16 protein-coding genes are annotated in these 15,293 nt (G+C 61.9%); 13 read left to right on the top strand and 3 right to left on the bottom strand.

The genetic code is table 11. The features are described from left to right. The first annotated feature begins 12 nt into the window (after positions 1–12). From ACELLULO517_RS00080 to ACELLULO517_RS00070, 3 genes are read left to right on the top strand one after another with little or no spacing between them, the layout of a single operon-like run. Positions 13–957 carry an ABC transporter permease gene (locus tag ACELLULO517_RS00080; protein ID WP_227304366.1) on the top strand — a complete coding sequence of 315 codons (945 nt, stop codon included), beginning with the start codon at positions 13–15 and terminating at the stop codon, positions 955–957. A gap of 15 nt (positions 958–972) precedes the next feature. Next, positions 973–1,815: an ABC transporter permease gene (locus ACELLULO517_RS00075; protein ID WP_227304363.1), complete on the top strand. Its 843-nt coding sequence runs from the start codon at positions 973–975 to the stop codon at positions 1,813–1,815. After that, on the top strand, positions 1,815–2,906 hold the full coding sequence (locus tag ACELLULO517_RS00070) for an ABC transporter ATP-binding protein (RefSeq protein ID WP_227304360.1): 1,092 nt from the start codon (positions 1,815–1,817) through the stop codon (positions 2,904–2,906). Before ACELLULO517_RS00075 ends, ACELLULO517_RS00070 begins: the two co-directional genes overlap by 1 nt. On the opposite strand, the gene ACELLULO517_RS00065 is transcribed toward ACELLULO517_RS00070, so the two are convergent. Beyond that, positions 2,865–3,551, bottom strand: a complete 687-nt coding sequence (locus tag ACELLULO517_RS00065) for an endonuclease/exonuclease/phosphatase family protein (RefSeq protein ID WP_227304358.1) — start codon at positions 3,549–3,551, stop codon at positions 2,865–2,867. The genes ACELLULO517_RS00070 and ACELLULO517_RS00065 overlap by 42 nt on opposite strands. Positions 3,552–3,742: 191 nt before the next feature. Between ACELLULO517_RS00065 and cysE the strand changes: the two genes are divergently transcribed. The 5 genes from cysE to ACELLULO517_RS00040 all read left to right on the top strand — a co-directional run bounded on the left by cysE (position 3,743) and on the right by ACELLULO517_RS00040 (position 8,587). Continuing rightward, positions 3,743–4,606: a serine O-acetyltransferase gene (cysE, locus tag ACELLULO517_RS00060; protein WP_227304354.1), complete on the top strand. Its 864-nt coding sequence runs from the start codon at positions 3,743–3,745 to the stop codon at positions 4,604–4,606. A 108-nt stretch (positions 4,607–4,714) separates the two neighbouring features. Then, positions 4,715–5,647 carry a cysteine synthase A gene (cysK, locus tag ACELLULO517_RS00055; protein ID WP_227304351.1) on the top strand — a complete coding sequence of 311 codons (933 nt, stop codon included), beginning with the start codon at positions 4,715–4,717 and terminating at the stop codon, positions 5,645–5,647. A gap of 165 nt (positions 5,648–5,812) precedes the next feature. Next, positions 5,813–6,982 carry an iron-containing alcohol dehydrogenase gene (locus ACELLULO517_RS00050; RefSeq protein ID WP_319796403.1) on the top strand — a complete coding sequence of 390 codons (1,170 nt, stop codon included), beginning with the start codon at positions 5,813–5,815 and terminating at the stop codon, positions 6,980–6,982. Between the two features lie 44 nt (positions 6,983–7,026). Further along, positions 7,027–7,821, top strand: coding sequence for an AttM family quorum-quenching N-acyl homoserine lactonase (gene attM / locus ACELLULO517_RS00045; protein ID WP_227304345.1), 795 nt, complete (start codon positions 7,027–7,029; stop codon positions 7,819–7,821). An 88-nt stretch (positions 7,822–7,909) separates the two neighbouring features. Beyond that, entirely contained in the window at positions 7,910–8,587 is a 678-nt protein-coding gene (locus ACELLULO517_RS00040; protein ID WP_227304342.1) for a cysteine hydrolase family protein, read from the top strand. Positions 8,588–8,604: 17 nt separating this feature from the next. On the opposite strand, the gene ACELLULO517_RS00035 is transcribed toward ACELLULO517_RS00040, so the two are convergent. Both ACELLULO517_RS00035 and ACELLULO517_RS00030 read right to left on the bottom strand, forming a co-directional pair. Next, complete coding sequence (locus tag ACELLULO517_RS00035) at positions 8,605–8,964, bottom strand: response regulator (RefSeq protein ID WP_227304339.1); 360 nt, start codon at positions 8,962–8,964, stop codon at positions 8,605–8,607. Positions 8,965–9,575: 611 nt separating this feature from the next. Then, the gene (locus ACELLULO517_RS00030; protein WP_227304336.1) at positions 9,576–10,814 is read right to left on the bottom strand and encodes an AGE family epimerase/isomerase; all 1,239 of its coding nucleotides are present in this window, start codon (positions 10,812–10,814) and stop codon (positions 9,576–9,578) included. 138 nt (positions 10,815–10,952) lie between these two features. Here ACELLULO517_RS00030 and ACELLULO517_RS00025 point away from each other — a divergent pair, with 138 nt between their 5' ends. The 5 genes from ACELLULO517_RS00025 to ACELLULO517_RS00005 all read left to right on the top strand — a co-directional run bounded on the left by ACELLULO517_RS00025 (position 10,953) and on the right by ACELLULO517_RS00005 (position 15,284). Further along, positions 10,953–11,627 (top strand): DUF1345 domain-containing protein, encoded by a 675-nt coding sequence (locus ACELLULO517_RS00025; protein ID WP_227304333.1) that lies wholly within the window; start codon positions 10,953–10,955, stop codon positions 11,625–11,627. Positions 11,628–11,804: 177 nt separating this feature from the next. Next, positions 11,805–13,082, top strand: a complete 1,278-nt coding sequence (locus ACELLULO517_RS00020; protein WP_227304330.1) for a porin — start codon at positions 11,805–11,807, stop codon at positions 13,080–13,082. 86 nt (positions 13,083–13,168) lie between these two features. Further along, positions 13,169–14,365, top strand: coding sequence for a GGDEF domain-containing protein (locus ACELLULO517_RS00015; RefSeq protein ID WP_227304327.1), 1,197 nt, complete (start codon positions 13,169–13,171; stop codon positions 14,363–14,365). Between the two features lie 171 nt (positions 14,366–14,536). Beyond that, complete coding sequence (locus tag ACELLULO517_RS00010; protein WP_227304324.1) at positions 14,537–14,713, top strand: hypothetical protein; 177 nt, start codon at positions 14,537–14,539, stop codon at positions 14,711–14,713. Positions 14,714–14,897: 184 nt separating this feature from the next. Further along, positions 14,898–15,284 carry a DeoR family transcriptional regulator gene (locus ACELLULO517_RS00005; protein ID WP_227304321.1) on the top strand — a complete coding sequence of 129 codons (387 nt, stop codon included), beginning with the start codon at positions 14,898–14,900 and terminating at the stop codon, positions 15,282–15,284. Positions 15,285–15,293 lie beyond the last annotated feature (9 nt).

Below are 15,293 nucleotides of genomic sequence, written 5' to 3'. Positions count from 1 at the left end.
TTGGGGGGTTCAGTGAGCCAGACAGGCAATACGGTCGCACCTCAACCCGCGGCATTCGGGGGGCCAAGCGCCCCCCGTGTTGCCGCATCCGCGGATAAGGGTGGCCTGAGCGGTTGGCTCGGGCGCACCATTCCCTGGATTTTCGTCGGCTTGTTTCTGCTGTTCGTGCTCGCCTTCCTGGTCGCGCCGACGGCCGTGCTGATTGTGCAGACCTTTATCGGCGACAAGGGCTTCACGCTTTCCTATTTTACCGGTCTTTGGGATTATCAGTACCGCGTCGCCTTCGAGAACTCGCTCATCCTGGGCGTCGCCTCGGCCATCACCGGCCTGATCGGCGGCTTTCTGCTGGCCTATGCCAGTCTGCAACCGGGCGCGCCCTCGATCCTGCGCACCATCGTCACGAGTTTTTCGGCCGTCGCCGCCAATTTCGCGGGCGTGCCGCTGGCCTTTGCCTTCATCAGCACGCTCGGCAGCCTCGGCTTCGTGACCATCATGCTCAAGCATCTCGGCATCAATATCTACGGCATGGGCTTTTCGCTCTATTCGCTGACCGGCATGACGATCACCTTCGCCTATTTCCAGATCCCGCTGATGCTGATCATCATCACCCCGGCGATCCAGGGATTGCGCGCGCAATGGCGCGAGGCGTCCGACGGTCTGGGTGCGACGAGCTGGCAATATTGGCGTCTGGTCGGCCTGCCGATCCTGACCCCCTCGCTGCTCGGCGGCTTCCTGCTGCTGTTCGGCAGCGCCTTCTCGGCCTATGCCACACCCTATGCGCTGACGGACGGCAATATCGCGCTGGTCACCATCGACATCAGCAACGTTCTGTCGGGCAACGTCATGTCCGACCCGCAAGTGGGGGCGGCACTCTCCACCGGCATGATCCTGATCATGGCCGTCGTGCTCGTCATCTACTCGCTCGTGTCGCGCTACGCGGCGCGCTGGCGGCGATAAGGAAGGGGACGTATCATGAGTGTGACCGCTTCCGAGGTTGAGACCCCGCTGCCGCCGGCCCGCGCACGCAAAGCCTATGGCGCGCGCAAGACGCTGAGTGTCGGGAATTGGATCATCATCGCGCTCGGCGCTGTGTTCTTCATCACCCCGCTGGTCATGACCGGAATCTTCAGCCTGTGGGAAGGTGGCAGCAAATACGGCTGGTCCGCCTATGGCATGATGCTGACCGCGCCCGGCTTCTGGTCAAGCCTGTTTCTGTCGCTGCGCCTGGGCGTGGAGACGATGATTTTGACCGCCGTGCTGCTGGTGCCGGCGATGATCTTCGTCCATCTGAAGGCGCCGAAGCTGAAGCCGCTGTTCGAGTTCATCTCGAACCTGCCCTTCGTCATTCCGGCAGTCGCCCTCATCGCCGGTCTGACGACGGTCTATACGGGGCCGGCCTGGCTTATCAGCACGCCGAACTATCTCGTCATTCCTTATTTCTTTCTTTGCCTGCCCTATACGTTCCGGTCGCTTGAGGTCGGGCTCGGCACGCTGGACGTGCGGACGCTGACGGAAGCCGGGCAGTCGCTCGGCGGCGGCTGGGGACAGATCATCTTCCTGGTGATCCTGCCCAATCTGCGCACCGCGCTGGTCGGCGCCGTGCTGCTGATCATGACCACCGTCATCGGTGAATTCACCTTCGCCAGCGTGCTGCTGTTCCACAACTTCGCAGTCTTCATCAACGATACCGGGCAGAATGCGATCACCGAGGCGGCCGCGCTCTCGCTGTTCGCCTTCCTGCTCACCTGGGTCTTCATGCTTGGCGTCTTAATAACCAGCCGCCGTGGCGCGGCGACAGTCGGAGGGGCGCATTGATGGATAGCACCGCGCATATCGCAATGTCGGGCGTCTCGCTCACCGGCATCCGCAAGACCTACGGTGTCCGCACCGTGCTCAAGCAGATCGACATGGAATTGTCCCAGGGCGAGTTGGTCTGTCTGCTCGGGCCGTCCGGCTGCGGCAAGACGACGCTGCTGCGCATTCTGGCGGGGTTCGAGACGCCGGATCATGGCCAGGTGATGCTGAACGGGCAGGACGTGACCCATCTGCCGCCGAACAAGCGCCGCATGGGCATGGTCTTCCAGGCGTATAGCCTTTTCCCCAATATGACGGCGCTGCAGAACGTACGCTTCGGGCCGCGCGTCCGCGGGTTGGGCGACACCAAGGCGCAGCTGGCGGACGCCGAACGCCTGCTCGGCATGGTCGGCCTCGCTGCCCATATCCATAAATTCCCGCATCAGATGTCGGGCGGCCAGCAGCAGCGCGTGGCACTCGCCCGTGCGCTTGCCGTGAAGCCCGACATTCTGTTGCTCGATGAGCCGCTTTCGGCGCTCGACGCCAAGGTGCGGGCGCAGCTGCGGTCGGAAATCCGCCGCATCCAGCAGGAAACCGGCATCACCACGGTTTTCGTGACGCATGATCAGGAAGAGGCGCTGTCGATTTCGGATCGCGTCGCGGTGATGAGCGAAGGCCATGTGCTGCAGATGGCGCCGCCGGCCGAGATCTATCGCACCCCGGCCGATGGCTTCGTCGCGCGCTTCATCGGTGCCGGCGGCGTGCTGGCCGGCATCGCCGATGGCGCCGGCGTGCGCGTGGGCAATACCTATGTGACCGCTTATGCGGCGAGCCAGCACGTGACGGGCAGCGCGGTTGAGCTGTTCCTACGGCCTGAGCACGTGCTGCTGACGGCACGTAACCTGCCGGCGCCAGCCGGTGCCGTGACAGCCACGGTTCACGAAGTGACCTTCTTCGGCTCGCTGACGCGCATCAAGCTCGGTCTCGATGACGGTGACGCCGGCGAAATCTGGGCCGATCTGCCCAGCGACAATGCCGGGCATTTTGCCATCGGCATGCCGGTCTGGGCGTCATGGGCGCCGGAATCGCCCCGCGTTCTGGCGCGCCAGTAACACCGCCTTGGCCAGGAAGGGGCGCGCACCGCGCGTTCCGGGCTGGGGGTCGGCCGCCCGCGTCAGCCGCACCATGATCGGGTGATGGTCTGACCCGGCACGGTCCAGCACCGCCGCCTCCTGGCAGATCAGGCCGCGGATGACGCAGCGGTCCAGCCGCAGCGGCAGGATATCGCTCATCCTATGCGTCGGTGCGCGTGGCCCGACGTCCTGAAAACCCGGCAGCAGCGGCGGCCCGACGAGATTGTAATCGCCAAGCACGGCGGCATGGGCGGGCAGGTGGTCCGCCACATGGCGGAGCTGCTTCCGGTTGAGCAGTTGTGAATGCGACAGATGAACGTTGCCGACGCTGAATGGCCCAAGGTCGGCGATCAGCGCGACGCGGCGCACCACGGCGCCGGCCGGCAGGGTGACGACGGTGGGCGCGGTGGCCAGCAGTTTCGCGGTCCAGATCGCCAGCCCATGGCGGCGGCCGGGCAGCGGCGTGCGGCTGTAGCTGCCGCCGATGAGGCGCGGCAATTCGTCGAATTGGGCTGTCACCTCTTGCATCAGCAAAGCATCCGGCTGCTCCCGTTCGATAAGACGCGCGACCTCGGCCACGGCCGCGCCCTCGCGGTGCAGCAAATTCCAGCTGATCAATTTCATGGCTTTACCTTAGAGGCTTAGTTTAGGCCGTCGAGTGAGAGCTTAGCCAAATATGGTTAGCCGCTCGCGCAACTGCCAGCGCCGAGGGGGCGGCATGCGCTGGCCTCACATGGTTCTCGCTTCGATTACCGTATAAATGAGCCTTCGCACTGGCCGCTGGCCTAGGCGGCAAGGACGGAGGAGACAGCGCCTTGAGTGGTTCGAAAAGCAATGGCCTGGCCGTGGTGCCGCGTACCGCGGCGGATCATCCGACGGACCTGATCTGGGAGCGTCTGCGGCGCGAGGCCGAGGTCGCTTATGAGAAGGCGCCGGCGTTGGCCACGCTGTTCCTGGAATCGATCATCAATCAGCCGTCTTTCGAAGCTGCGATCTGCCATCGCGTTTCCTCCCGCCTGAAGAATGACGTCATTTCGCTGCCTTTGATCGTGCAGGCCTTCCATCGCGCGCTCTCGGCCGATCCCGCTATCGGTCAGGCCTTCAAGGCGGATATCGCGGCGGTCTATGACCGCGACCCGGCCTGCGAGCGGTTCATCGAGCCTTTCCTGTATTTCAAGGGCTTCCACGCCATCCAGGCGCAGCGGGTGACGCATTACCTGTGGAATAACGGCGAGCGCGATTTCGCGCTTTATCTGCAAAGCCGCTCGTCCGAGGTCTTTCAGACCGATATCCATCCGGCGGTTCGCCTCGGCAAGGGCATCTTCCTGGATCATGCGACCGGGCTTGTGGTCGGTGAGACGGCGGTGATCGAGGATGACGTTTCGCTGCTCCAGGGCGTGACGTTGGGCGGCACTGGCAAGCAGGCCGGGGACCGGCACCCCAAGGTCAGGCGTGGCGTCATGATCGGCGCCGGGGCCAAGGTGCTGGGCAATATCGAGGTCGGGGAGAATTCGCGCATTGCCGCCGGCTCTGTCGTGCTGCGCGCGGTGCCCCCCAATGGCGTCGTCGCCGGCGTGCCGGCCAAGCTGGTGCGGATGAATTCCGAAGGGCCGTCGCTGGGCGGTGTCGAGGAGGTTCTGGCAAGCCTGGCCTATGATTCTTTCGACTGGACGATCTGAGAGAAAGCCTTTGACGCGCTTTCCCTCCAAAAGAGAAAAATCATCCCGGTTTTGAGAAAAGAATTGGGCGTGTAAGCTCATATCAGAGATTGCTCGGAGAAGAGTTTTATGAAGATCGCGAATGACGTGACCGCACTGGTCGGCAATACGCCGCTGGTGGCCATCCGCCGCTTGGTGGGCGATGCGCCCGGCCGGGTTGTGGCCAAGCTCGAATACTTCAATCCCGGCCATAGCGTGAAAGACCGCATCGGCGTCGCCATGATCGACGCGGCGGAGAAGGCTGGGCTGATCGGCCCCAATTCCATCATTGTCGAGCCGACCTCGGGTAATACCGGCATCGCGCTCGCCATGGTCTGCGCAGCGCGCGGTTATCGCTGCATTCTGACCATGCCTGAGACAATGAGCCGCGAGCGCCGCATGCTGTTGCGTGCTTACGGCGCTGAGATCGTGCTGACGCCGGGCCCGGACGGCATGGGCGGCGCTATCGCGCGGGCCGAGCAGATCGCCTCCTCCGGCCCTGAATATTTCATGCCGCAGCAGTTCAAAAATCCGGCCAATCCGGAAGTGCATCGCAATACGACGGCCGAGGAAATCTGGCGCGACACGGACGGCGAGGTTGATTTTCTGGTCGCCGGCATCGGCACCGGCGGCACCATCACCGGCACGTCCGAAGTGTTGAAGGCGCGGAAGCCGTCCTTCAAGGCGATCGCGGTCGAACCCGATGCGTCTCCTGTCCTCTCGGGCGGCAAAAAGGGTCCGCATCCGTTGCAGGGCATTGGTGCGGGCTTCGTGCCGGATGTGCTCGACATTGCGTCCTATGATGAGATCGTTCGCGTCACCGCTGCCGATGCTTTCGACATGGCGCGCCGCGCGGCCCGCGAAGAAGGGCTGCTGGTCGGCATCTCCTCCGGCGCGGCGCTTTGGGCCGCGATCCAGATCGCGAAACGGCCCGAAAATGCAGGCAAGCTGATCGTGGCGATTATTCCGTCCTACGGCGAGCGCTATCTCAGCACCGCCCTCTACGCTGATTTGGTAGACTGACGACTGGCTGCTCGACCGGGTAGGTTCGTGGAACAAGCCTCACCGGCGGTGTCCGCGCATGACACAGAAAGGCCGGGTTTCCTTTAGCTGTCATCCGCGCAGGTGTTGCGCGGACCTACCCGATCCCGCGGGCGGAACAGCCCAAAGACAAGAAGGCAAATGCCGATGGAAACGATGGTTCCCAATTTCGAATTCCGCACCGTGCCGTCGATCCTGGTCGAATGGTCCGGCGCGCGGCGGCTGGGCGAAATTCTGGCGGCGCGCTTCGCCGCGCGGCGCGTCATGGTCGTGACCGATATGGGCGTCCGCCGGGCAGGGTTGGCTGACCCCGTTCTTACCAGCCTGACGGAAGCCGGGTTTACGGTCACGGTCTTTGACGGTGTCGTTGCTGATCCGCCGGAAGCCATCGTGCATGACTGTGCCGAGCAGGCGCGCGCCGCGAAGGCCGAGATTGTCGTGGGGCTGGGCGGCGGTTCCTCGCTCGATATCGCCAAGCTCTGCGCTGTTCTGGTCGCAAGCGCGCAGCCGCTGGCGGAGATGTATGGCATCGGTAAGGTGACGGGGTCCCGGCTTCCGCTGGCGCTGATCCCGACGACCGCCGGTACCGGATCGGAAGTCACCAATATCTCGATCATCACCACGGGTGAAACGACCAAGATGGGCGTGGTCTCACCGCAGCTCTATGCCGATCTGGCGTTGCTCGATGCGGAGCTGACGGTTGGGCTGCCGGTCGTGCATACGGCGGCGACCGGGATCGATGCCATGGTGCATGCGATCGAGGCCTATACCAGCAAATTCAAAAAGAACCCGCTGTCGGATGCGCTGGCGCGCGAGGCGCTGCGGCTTCTGGGCAGCAATGTGGTCGCGGCCTGCCGCGACGGTAAGGATCGTGCAGCGCGCGAGGCGATGTTGCTGGGTGCGACGCTCGCGGGACAGGCTTTCGCCAATGCGCCGGTCGCGGCGGTCCATGCGCTCGCCTATCCGCTGGGTGGCCATTACCATGTGCCGCATGGGCTTTCGAATGCACTGATGCTCGGGCCCGTGCTGCGCTTCAATATGGCCGCTGCCGCACCGCTGTATGCCGAACTGTCGGACGTGCTGCTCGGCGCGCGTGCGGGGCGCGATACAGCCGCACGCAGTCAGGATTTCGTCGAAGAGATGGAACGGCTGATGAATGACAGCGGCGCGCCGCGACGGTTGCGCGATGTCGGTGTCACCGACAATTCGCTCGCCCTGCTGGCGTCGGACGCGATGAAGCAGTCACGTCTCCTCATCAATAATCCGGTGGAGGTGACGGAAGCGGACGCTTTGGCGCTTTATCGCGAAGCTTTCTGATGCTTTGCGTGAATGCAGCTTAAAAATAAAAAGAGGCGGGGAAAATGACCGAAGTGCGGCTTTATATGTTTCAGTCCGGCATTCTCAAATGCAAAGTCCACAACATCAAGATGAACGAAGGGAATGGCGCGGACTATGCCATTCCCGTGCCTTGGTTTTTGATCACGCATCCCAAAGGCCATATCGTCATCGACGGCGGAAATGCGGTTGAATGTGCAACTGACCCGGTCGGCTGGTGGGGAGAGGGCATCACCCAAGTCTATTGGCCGGTCATGAAGACCAGCGACGGCTGCGTCGAGCAATTGAACGCCATGGGCATCAAGCCAGAGGACGTGCGCTATGTCGTGCAGTCCCATCTGCATCTGGATCACACCGGTGCGGTCGGTCGTTTTCCGAATGCGACGCATATCGTGCAGCGCTCGGAATATGAATATGCCTATACGCCTGATTGGTTCGCGGCCGGCGGCTATATCCGGAAGGATTTCGACCGGCCCGGGCTGACATGGCAGTTCCTGAACGGCCATCAGGATGATTTTTTCGATGTCTATGGTGACGGCGTGCTGCGGACGGTCTTCACGCCCGGCCATGCGCCGGGGCATCAATCCTTCCTGGTGAGCTTGCCCAAATCCGGCAAGCTGCTGCTGACGGTGGATGCCGCCTATACTTTGGACCATTGGAACGAGAAGTCGCTGCCGGGGTTCCTGGCTTCGACCGTCGATACCGTCCGCTCCGTCCGTAAACTTCGCACCCTGGCCGAGCGGGAAGGGGCGAAGGTCGTCACGGGACATGATCCCGACGCCTGGCCGAGCTTCACCCAGGCGCCCGGCTTCTACGACTAGGCTGAGGCGGCTGCTTCGGAGGAGATCGTCATTGCATCCCTCCGGGGCGGCCGCTAGTCTCATCTTGTCGACAAGATGAGAGCGGAATGTGAGCCCTTCAGCCGAAACAGCCTCCGTTGCCGCCGAACCCTATGATTTTCCTGTCGTTCCTGCGACGACAGCCCTCGTCATCATCGATATGCAGCGCGATTTTCTGGAGCCGGGGGGCTTCGGCGATGCGCTCGGCAACGACGTCGGGTTGTTAAGGACGGCGATTGCGCCGACCGCTGCCGTGCTGAAGGCGGCGCGGGCTGCCGGCATGGTCGTGGTGCATACGCGTGAAGGCCATCGGCCGGACCTCTCGGACCTGTCGCCCGCCAAGCATCGCCGCGGCAATTTTCCGACCAAGATCGGCGATGCCGGTCCCATGGGCCGTATCCTGGTTCGCGGCGAGGACGGTCACGGCATCATCGCTGAGCTGGCGCCGATCCCCGGCGAACCGGTCATCGACAAGCCGGGCAAAGGCGCTTTCTTCGCGACCGACCTGGAAGCCATTCTGCGCGGGCGTGGCATCGACCGTCTGATCGTGACCGGAGTTACGACGGAGGTCTGCGTTCACACCACTGTCAGGGAAGCCAATGATCGCGGCTTCGACTGCCTGGTGCTGTCGGATTGCACCGGTTCGTATTTTCCGGAATTTCATGCGAGCGCCTTGGCCATGATCAAGGCTCAGGGCGGAATTTTCGGTTGGGTTGCGTCGTCTCAGTCGCTGCTGGCGGCTCTCTGAAACGATGTCGAGGACGGTTAGTTGAGGACGTTGCGGATCGCTTCGATCAACCGGCTCGGCTTGTAAGGCTTCACCAAGGTGACGACATTGCCGCCCGGCAGATGGGCCCGCTCCAGCGCATCGGGGCGGCCTGTCGTGTAGATGATCGGCACATTCGGGAACCGCGCGCGAACCGATTTGGCGAGCGCAATTCCATCCGTTTGGCCTGGCATATGGATGTCCGTCACCAGAACATCGAAATCCGGAACGTCGGCCGCGAGTTCGGACATCGCGTCATCCCCGGTCTCGAAGGATTTCACCTCGAAGCCGGCTTCGGTCAATTCCTCGGCCATGATGGTCCGAATTAGCCATTCATCTTCCACAAGGAGAACACTCATTATTGTCCGGCCGTTACCACTGCTGAAAGTAAAATGAGGCGAAGGCCGGTTGAAGTCCACGGCGATACTCTACTGTCGTCTCATTCGCGTTAATGCAAGGGATTTAACCAAAGAATCACGGCAACTTTCCGCGAGCGATTGGGGGTGTTCTCTCAGCGGGCAGCGATGCCGCGCGCGATACGGGTGGTTGCTCGGCCTATTTGATACTGCGCGGTATCCTGGCGTCTGCCCTGCCGAATCATGATCGGCGGGGGTGCAAGGTCAAAATCTAGGGGCCGATCAGGACGACAACCTGAGATGGCAGTTCCGCACGCTCCCTGCGCTGAGCATTTCCGTCAGGCTTGTGAGAATAACAAAGCGATTGAGGGGAATGCAGTCATTCCCCATATTCAATCCCTGAATTCACAGGATTTTTTCAGCAAGGGCTGTAGAATTCTCGTCAGGTCTTATCAGGATAAAACCACAAGCCTGGTGCCAGGCCAATCATGCTTTCGGGTGGGTGAAGCGGTCATTGGGTTGAGATGTCATGTCGAAAGGCATTATGCCCGGAGGGAACGGGGCAGAAGCTGATAGGGCCCCGTTCGCTCAACCTGGCTCGGTACAATCAGGCGTCAGCCCAGGCGGCGCACCATCTCCCCCAGACTGCCTTCCGCCGGATAAAGCGGAATGAGAAAGCTTTGCAGCAGATGATAGATATCGGGCTTGCCGGTGAAGAAGCGGGGGCGCGGTGTCAGGCTGTCGTCCAGCTCCGGATTCCAGCCGCCATGCACAGGGTCCGCCAGACGCTGCGCTGACCAATCCCAGATCTGGCGATACCAGCCTTCGTAGAAAGCATCGCCGCTGATCTGCCCCAGGAAGGCCGCCGCCGCCGCACCTTCGCAACAAGGCCACCACAGCCGATCCCGGATCAGCGGCGCATTGGCATAGTCGAGCGTGTAATAGAAGCCGCCCGTCGCCCGATCCCAGCCATCGGTCACGGCCTGGCGGAACAGACCGGCCGCCGCTTCCGGCATCCAGCTTTTGTGCCGGCCGCCCAAAATATGCAGCTGCGCGATCAGCCGCGACCATTCCAAAGCATGGCCCGGCGTCGTGCCTTGAGGGCGGAACATGTCCGAGCCGCGATAGTTGAAATCAGGCCGCCAGACGCTGTCGAAATGCTCGATCACATGCCAGGCATGGGCGCGGGCAAGGCGGTTGATGATCAGATCGGCGATGCTCTCGGCTTTGCTGAGGTAGTCACGCTCGCCGGTCGCCTCGAAGGCTGCCATCAGGGCTTCCGTCAGATGCATATTGGCGTTCTGGCCGCGATAGTTGCTGATCGGGCTCCAGTCTGCGGCGAATTCCTCGGCCGTCGCGCCAGGGTCGCTTTCCCAGAAATGCTGGTTCAGAACCTGGGTGACATCGGCCAGAATAGCATCCGCTTCGGCGAAGCCGGCCATCTTGGCCGTGCTCGCCGCCAGCAGGACGAAGGCATGGCCATAGGCTTGCTTGCTGTCATCTGCGCCCGGCCCGGCCTGCCAGCGATAGCCACCATGAACCGCGTCGCGATGAAGGTCCCAAAGCGCTGTCAGACCATGCCGCACCAGCGCGTCGGCGCCGGGCCAGCCCATCATATGGGCGATGGCAAAGCAGTGGGTCACCCGCGTCGTCGTCACCAATTCACGGATCTGGGTCTCCCGCCGCGGTTGTCCCGCGATGTCGAGGTCAAAAAAGCCGCCCGCTTTGTCGATGGAGACGAATTGGAATTGGCGCAGCAGCGCATCGGCCTGGGCCTGCAGCCAACGGCGATGGTTGGGTCGCCCCGTCCAGCCTGAGGTTTCTGCGGCATGAGCGCTTGGTGACGGCGACATTTTTATCTCCCCGGATCGTTATGGCATTGCAGTCGCAGAGACCAGAGCCGCGTGCAAGCGGCCCTTGTGTCACAGCGCAGCGAGGGCATTTATGATCTTGTTTTGAACCGGCTTTCCGGGCCGAGCGGCGGGAATTTCATGAAGCAGCTTCCCCTTTTCCTGACCAGCCGCATTCAGCTCGGCGCGGCTGTCATTGCCGGCCTTGCGGCTGCTCTGCTGTTGCCGCGCGGGTTCATTAAGGCCGAGGCCGGCGGGCAGGGGCATCTGGTGCTGAGCTGGGATATCGGCGCCTTGGTATTGCTGGTGCTGTGGGGGATCACCATGGTCCGCACATCACCGATCGACATGCCGGCGCGGGCCAAAGCCCAGCAGGCGGGGGAATGGACGGTCTTCACCATCTCGCTCGCGGCGATCGTCGCCAGCGTTCTTGTCGTGGTGATCGAGTTCAAGAATATCAGCAGCCTGAAGGGCGAGACCAAGGCCTTTCACCTCGCTTTGGTGATCGTTACGCTGATACTCTCCTGGCTCACGATGCAGCTCATCTTCGCGCTGCGCTATGCCCACGAATTCTATTCCTATTCCGACGGCAGCGATGCCATGGACGGCGGGTTGGATTTTCCGCATGAACCCGAGCCGGACTATCTCGATTTTCTTTATTTCGCGATGGTCCTTGGCATGACCTTTCAGGTATCCGATGTCGATATCACCGCGCGGAAGATCCGCCGACTGGCAACCTTGCACGGCTTCGTGGGTTTCACCTTCAACACGGTCATTCTGGCTCTGACCGTCAATATCGCGGCCGGGCTACTTTAGAAGGCCAGCTCACCCCTGTGTGAGCCCTGCGTTCTGAGCCGGGGTCCTGAGCGGAGGCCCCCATTGTCGTCGGTTATGCGCTGAGATTTAAAGCCTGCGAGGCTAGCCTGGATTGTCATGTCGCGACTCGCCCTGCCGAGACGTAAAGCACTGTCAGTGGCGGAGAAGGAGAGGGTTATGCGTGGCTTATGGCTCGGTAGCGTCGCTACCGTCATCCTGCTGGCTGGCCTGGGTCGCGCGGCCCCGGCTTTGGCCCAGGCCACGCCCGATACCAATCTCGCACCCGGCCAGGTGGCCGTGCATCTCAATGGCCGCGTCAACTGGTACGCCGGGGTTGAAGGCTCCTCCCTCGACAATATTGGCGGCACCAAGACCTCGACCAGCAGCTTCCTCGGCTATCTACGCCTTTATCCCAATTTTCAGGGTGTCGCGCCCAATGGGCTGCATTACGGCGCCTCCGCCGAAATCCGCACGAACGGCAGCGCATCGGCGAGCAGCGAGACGCTGTACGTCTTTCAGGCTTACGGCTATCTCGGTCTGCCGCAACTGGGTCAGATCAGCTTCGGTCAGCAGAACGGTCCCTCGGTTTTGACCGAGACGGGCTTTTTCGAAGGCTTCAATGACGGCGGTTGGAACGGCGATATCGAGGGGATGATTCCTTCGGCCGCCAATCCGGTCTATCCCTTCCCGGATAGCGGTGCGGCCTATGATCAGGCCAGCGATAAGATCGTCTATCTGTCGCCGGCCCTGGCCGGTTTCCAATTCTCTGCCGGCTTCACGCCGAACCAGACGGGTTCGAATTACGCCCCGGCGGTTACGACCTCGGCGACGCCGATCGCGGGCGGCATGCCGCGCAATATGCTTGATATCGGTGGGCAATATACTCAGGCCCTTGGACCTGTCGGGCTGCAGATCGGGCTGGACTACACGACCGCCGGCCAGGTCGCGAACACCGGCGATCCCAAGGGTGTCACCGGCTATAAGGACATGAGCATTTTCACGGGCGGCGCGACGCTGACCTATGGCGGACTCACGGTCGGCGGCAATGCCGTGACCGGCGCCTTCAATATGGCGGACGGCTTCACCTTCCAGTTGGAGCCCGACGGCGGCAGCAAGGCGATCGGTTGGATGGCCGGCGCGCAATATGCGCTGGGGCCGGTCGTGCTGGGGGCGAGCTTCTATCGCTTCACCCAGACCGGTGATCTGCCGGGCGGCATCGATACCGGTTCCGGCGCCACCATCACCGGTGCTGGCCTGACGACGGGACAGCAGCAGAATAACGGTCTGGCCGCCGGCTTGACCTATACGCTGGTGCCGGGCGTCAACTTGTTTGCCGATTACCTTTTCGGCACGCGCCAGCAGGGCGGCTATGACTTCGCAACCGGCGATGCCGGTACCGAACATAATAATGTCCAGTCACAGCTTTTCGGTTTGGGCACGCAGATTCAGTGGTAGAAGGTCTGTGCAAGCTGGCGCTGGCAATGATGCCTGGCGCCTGCGCTTAGTCAGCAGTTCCCCGGTATAAGGACGACGCCTCGCCGATGGTGCTTGACCCGGCCACGATCCTTGTCATCCATCTCCTCATCATCCTGCTGGTCAGCGTCAGCTATTTCGTCACCTGGCTGGATGCGCGGCGCGAGGATTCGCTGCTTTGGATGTGTGGCGGGACCCTGGGTGCCGGCCTCGGCATCATCATACGCTTTACCCTGCCGCAGCCGCTCTCCCTGATCCTGTCGAACGGGCTGATCGAAGCCGCCGGCTTTGGCTTGTGGTTTGCCTGCCGTCGTTTGCGCGGCAGGGTGATTTGGCCGGTTCTGCTACCCTTGCCACTGCTGCTGTGGTGCTTTTTCGCCATCCTGCCTTTCTTTGGCAGCATAGGTCTTCGCATCACCGTCGCCAACGCGGTCCTCGGCCTGTTTTTCCTCGTCGCCGGGCGTGAGGTCTGGATTTTTGCGCGAGAAAATCCGGCGCTCCGCCTCTATATGGCTGGCCTATTGGCCCTGCAGGCCGGGGTCTATTTCTTCTGGGCCGGGTTCAACCTGATCGCACCGCCGCCAGCCACCGCGCATCTGCTGCGGTTGCGCGGTCTTGTGCTGACGGATCTGGTCTCACTCGTCACAACCTTGCTGCTGGCGATCGGGCTGATCGGATTGGTGCGGGACCGGACTGTCCGCCTCTATCGTCAGGCCGCGATGCTCGACGCTGTGACCGGGGTTGAGAACAGGCGCGCCTTCGACGAAAGGCTGGCTGCGCAGATGATGGAGACATCGCGGCGGCGGCAGGCGCTGGCGGTCATCATGATGGATGCCGATCATTTCAAATCCTACAATGACCGCTACGGCCATCCGCAGGGCGATGCCTGCCTCCGCCAGATTGCCCAAGCGCTCAAGACGGTGCTGACCTCCGTCGGGGGTCGCATCTACCGCTATGGTGGCGAGGAATTCGTGGCTTTGCTGTCCTTGCCGGATGGGGCTGCGGTTGCGGAATTCGCCGAGCGGTTGCGCCGGGCGGTGCGGGATTTGCGCCTGCCGCATGAGGCGCATTCGGCCGGAATCGTCACCATCAGCATCGGCGTGGCGCTGGTCGAGCCGTCATCATGCGCCGAGGCGGCAAGGGTCATCGCGGCCGCGGATGACGCGCTGTACCAGGCCAAGCGCGGCGGCCGCGACCGCGTCATGATCCTCACGGAAATGAATGCTCTAACCACCCTTTCAGAGCCGAAAGCTGCCCCTATCTAGGTGGGCGCCCTGCTATCGCCGCGGTGTTGTGGCCGTTGCGAGGCATTACGTGACGCAGTGTTGCTGTGAAGCATTTCGGACTTGAAGGAAAGCCGTTTCGGCCACATCTATAATTCCAGCTGACGAACACAGAATTCAACGTGGTTCTCAGAATTGAACGGGAGATAGATTATGAAATTTATCGCGCGAAACTTACGGCCGGTGCTGATGGTGCTTGCTCTTTCCGGTGCGGTTGCGGGTACTGTTTCGGCGGCTCACGCTGATTACTACCACAATCACCATCATTACCATCATCGCTCCTGGTATCACGATCACGGTCACCCGCATGGCTATTGGCGTTACAACTGATCCCTTAACGGGATTGCCGGAAAAGGGCGCCGCAAGGCGCCCTTTTTTCTGTTCGCATGTCGGGCTGTCCTATCCGGCAGAGGCTGGATCGGAGCATAATGATCAAAAAAGATCATAAATATGATTGACATTGATCTTATCGTCGCGTGACTATGATCGCGACGATCAATCAATAGGCAATCTCTTGCAGTCAGATCGGCTCGACGCCATTCGCAGGCAGCTTTACCAGGCAGGCTCCCAGACCATTCAGGAACTGGCTGTCGCCACCGGCGCGTCCGAGCCCACGATCAGGCGCGACCTCAAGCTGCTGGAGGAAGAGGGCGTTATCGAACGGGTGCATGGTGGCGCCCGGCTGATGCAGGCGACGGGGTCCGAATTGGCCTTTGACCTGCGCGAGCAGCGGCATATCGAGGCGAAGCGTGCGATTGCCGATGCCGCTTATGCTTTGCTGCGACCTGGCCAGACGGTCTTTTTTGAGGGAGTGTCAGGAATTTCGTGTTTGGCCGGTGCTGTCGAACATTGCTATGCGGCTGCCCGTTTGAGGCGTTCGCCGAACATGACAGCAAACTGAGCCTTTGCC

Origin of the sequence: Acidisoma cellulosilyticum (genome assembly GCF_020621385.1) — a bacterium.
GTDB classification, from domain to species: domain Bacteria; phylum Pseudomonadota; class Alphaproteobacteria; order Acetobacterales; family Acetobacteraceae; genus Acidisoma; species Acidisoma cellulosilyticum.
This window is presented reverse-complemented; position numbering and strand designations above follow the sequence as displayed.

What these genes read in the sequence shown, in the direction of transcription:
- ACELLULO517_RS00075 (WP_227304363.1), top strand. Translation starts at nt 973, where the DNA reads ATGAGTGTGACCGCTTCCGAGGTTGAGACCCCGCTGCCGCCGGCCCGC.
- ACELLULO517_RS00070 (WP_227304360.1), top strand. Translation starts at nt 1,815, where the DNA reads ATGGATAGCACCGCGCATATCGCAATGTCGGGCGTCTCGCTCACCGGC.
- ACELLULO517_RS00065 (WP_227304358.1), bottom strand. Translation starts at nt 3,551, where the DNA reads ATGAAATTGATCAGCTGGAATTTGCTGCACCGCGAGGGCGCGGCCGTG.
- cysK (WP_227304351.1), top strand. Translation starts at nt 4,715, where the DNA reads ATGAAGATCGCGAATGACGTGACCGCACTGGTCGGCAATACGCCGCTG.
- ACELLULO517_RS00050 (WP_319796403.1), top strand. Translation starts at nt 5,813, where the DNA reads ATGGAAACGATGGTTCCCAATTTCGAATTCCGCACCGTGCCGTCGATC.
- attM (WP_227304345.1), top strand. Translation starts at nt 7,027, where the DNA reads ATGACCGAAGTGCGGCTTTATATGTTTCAGTCCGGCATTCTCAAATGC.
- ACELLULO517_RS00035 (WP_227304339.1), bottom strand. Translation starts at nt 8,964, where the DNA reads ATGAGTGTTCTCCTTGTGGAAGATGAATGGCTAATTCGGACCATCATG.
- ACELLULO517_RS00030 (WP_227304336.1), bottom strand. Translation starts at nt 10,814, where the DNA reads ATGTCGCCGTCACCAAGCGCTCATGCCGCAGAAACCTCAGGCTGGACG.
- ACELLULO517_RS00025 (WP_227304333.1), top strand. Translation starts at nt 10,953, where the DNA reads ATGAAGCAGCTTCCCCTTTTCCTGACCAGCCGCATTCAGCTCGGCGCG.
- ACELLULO517_RS00020 (WP_227304330.1), top strand. Translation starts at nt 11,805, where the DNA reads ATGCGTGGCTTATGGCTCGGTAGCGTCGCTACCGTCATCCTGCTGGCT.
- ACELLULO517_RS00015 (WP_227304327.1), top strand. Translation starts at nt 13,169, where the DNA reads ATGGTGCTTGACCCGGCCACGATCCTTGTCATCCATCTCCTCATCATC.
- ACELLULO517_RS00010 (WP_227304324.1), top strand. Translation starts at nt 14,537, where the DNA reads ATGAAATTTATCGCGCGAAACTTACGGCCGGTGCTGATGGTGCTTGCT.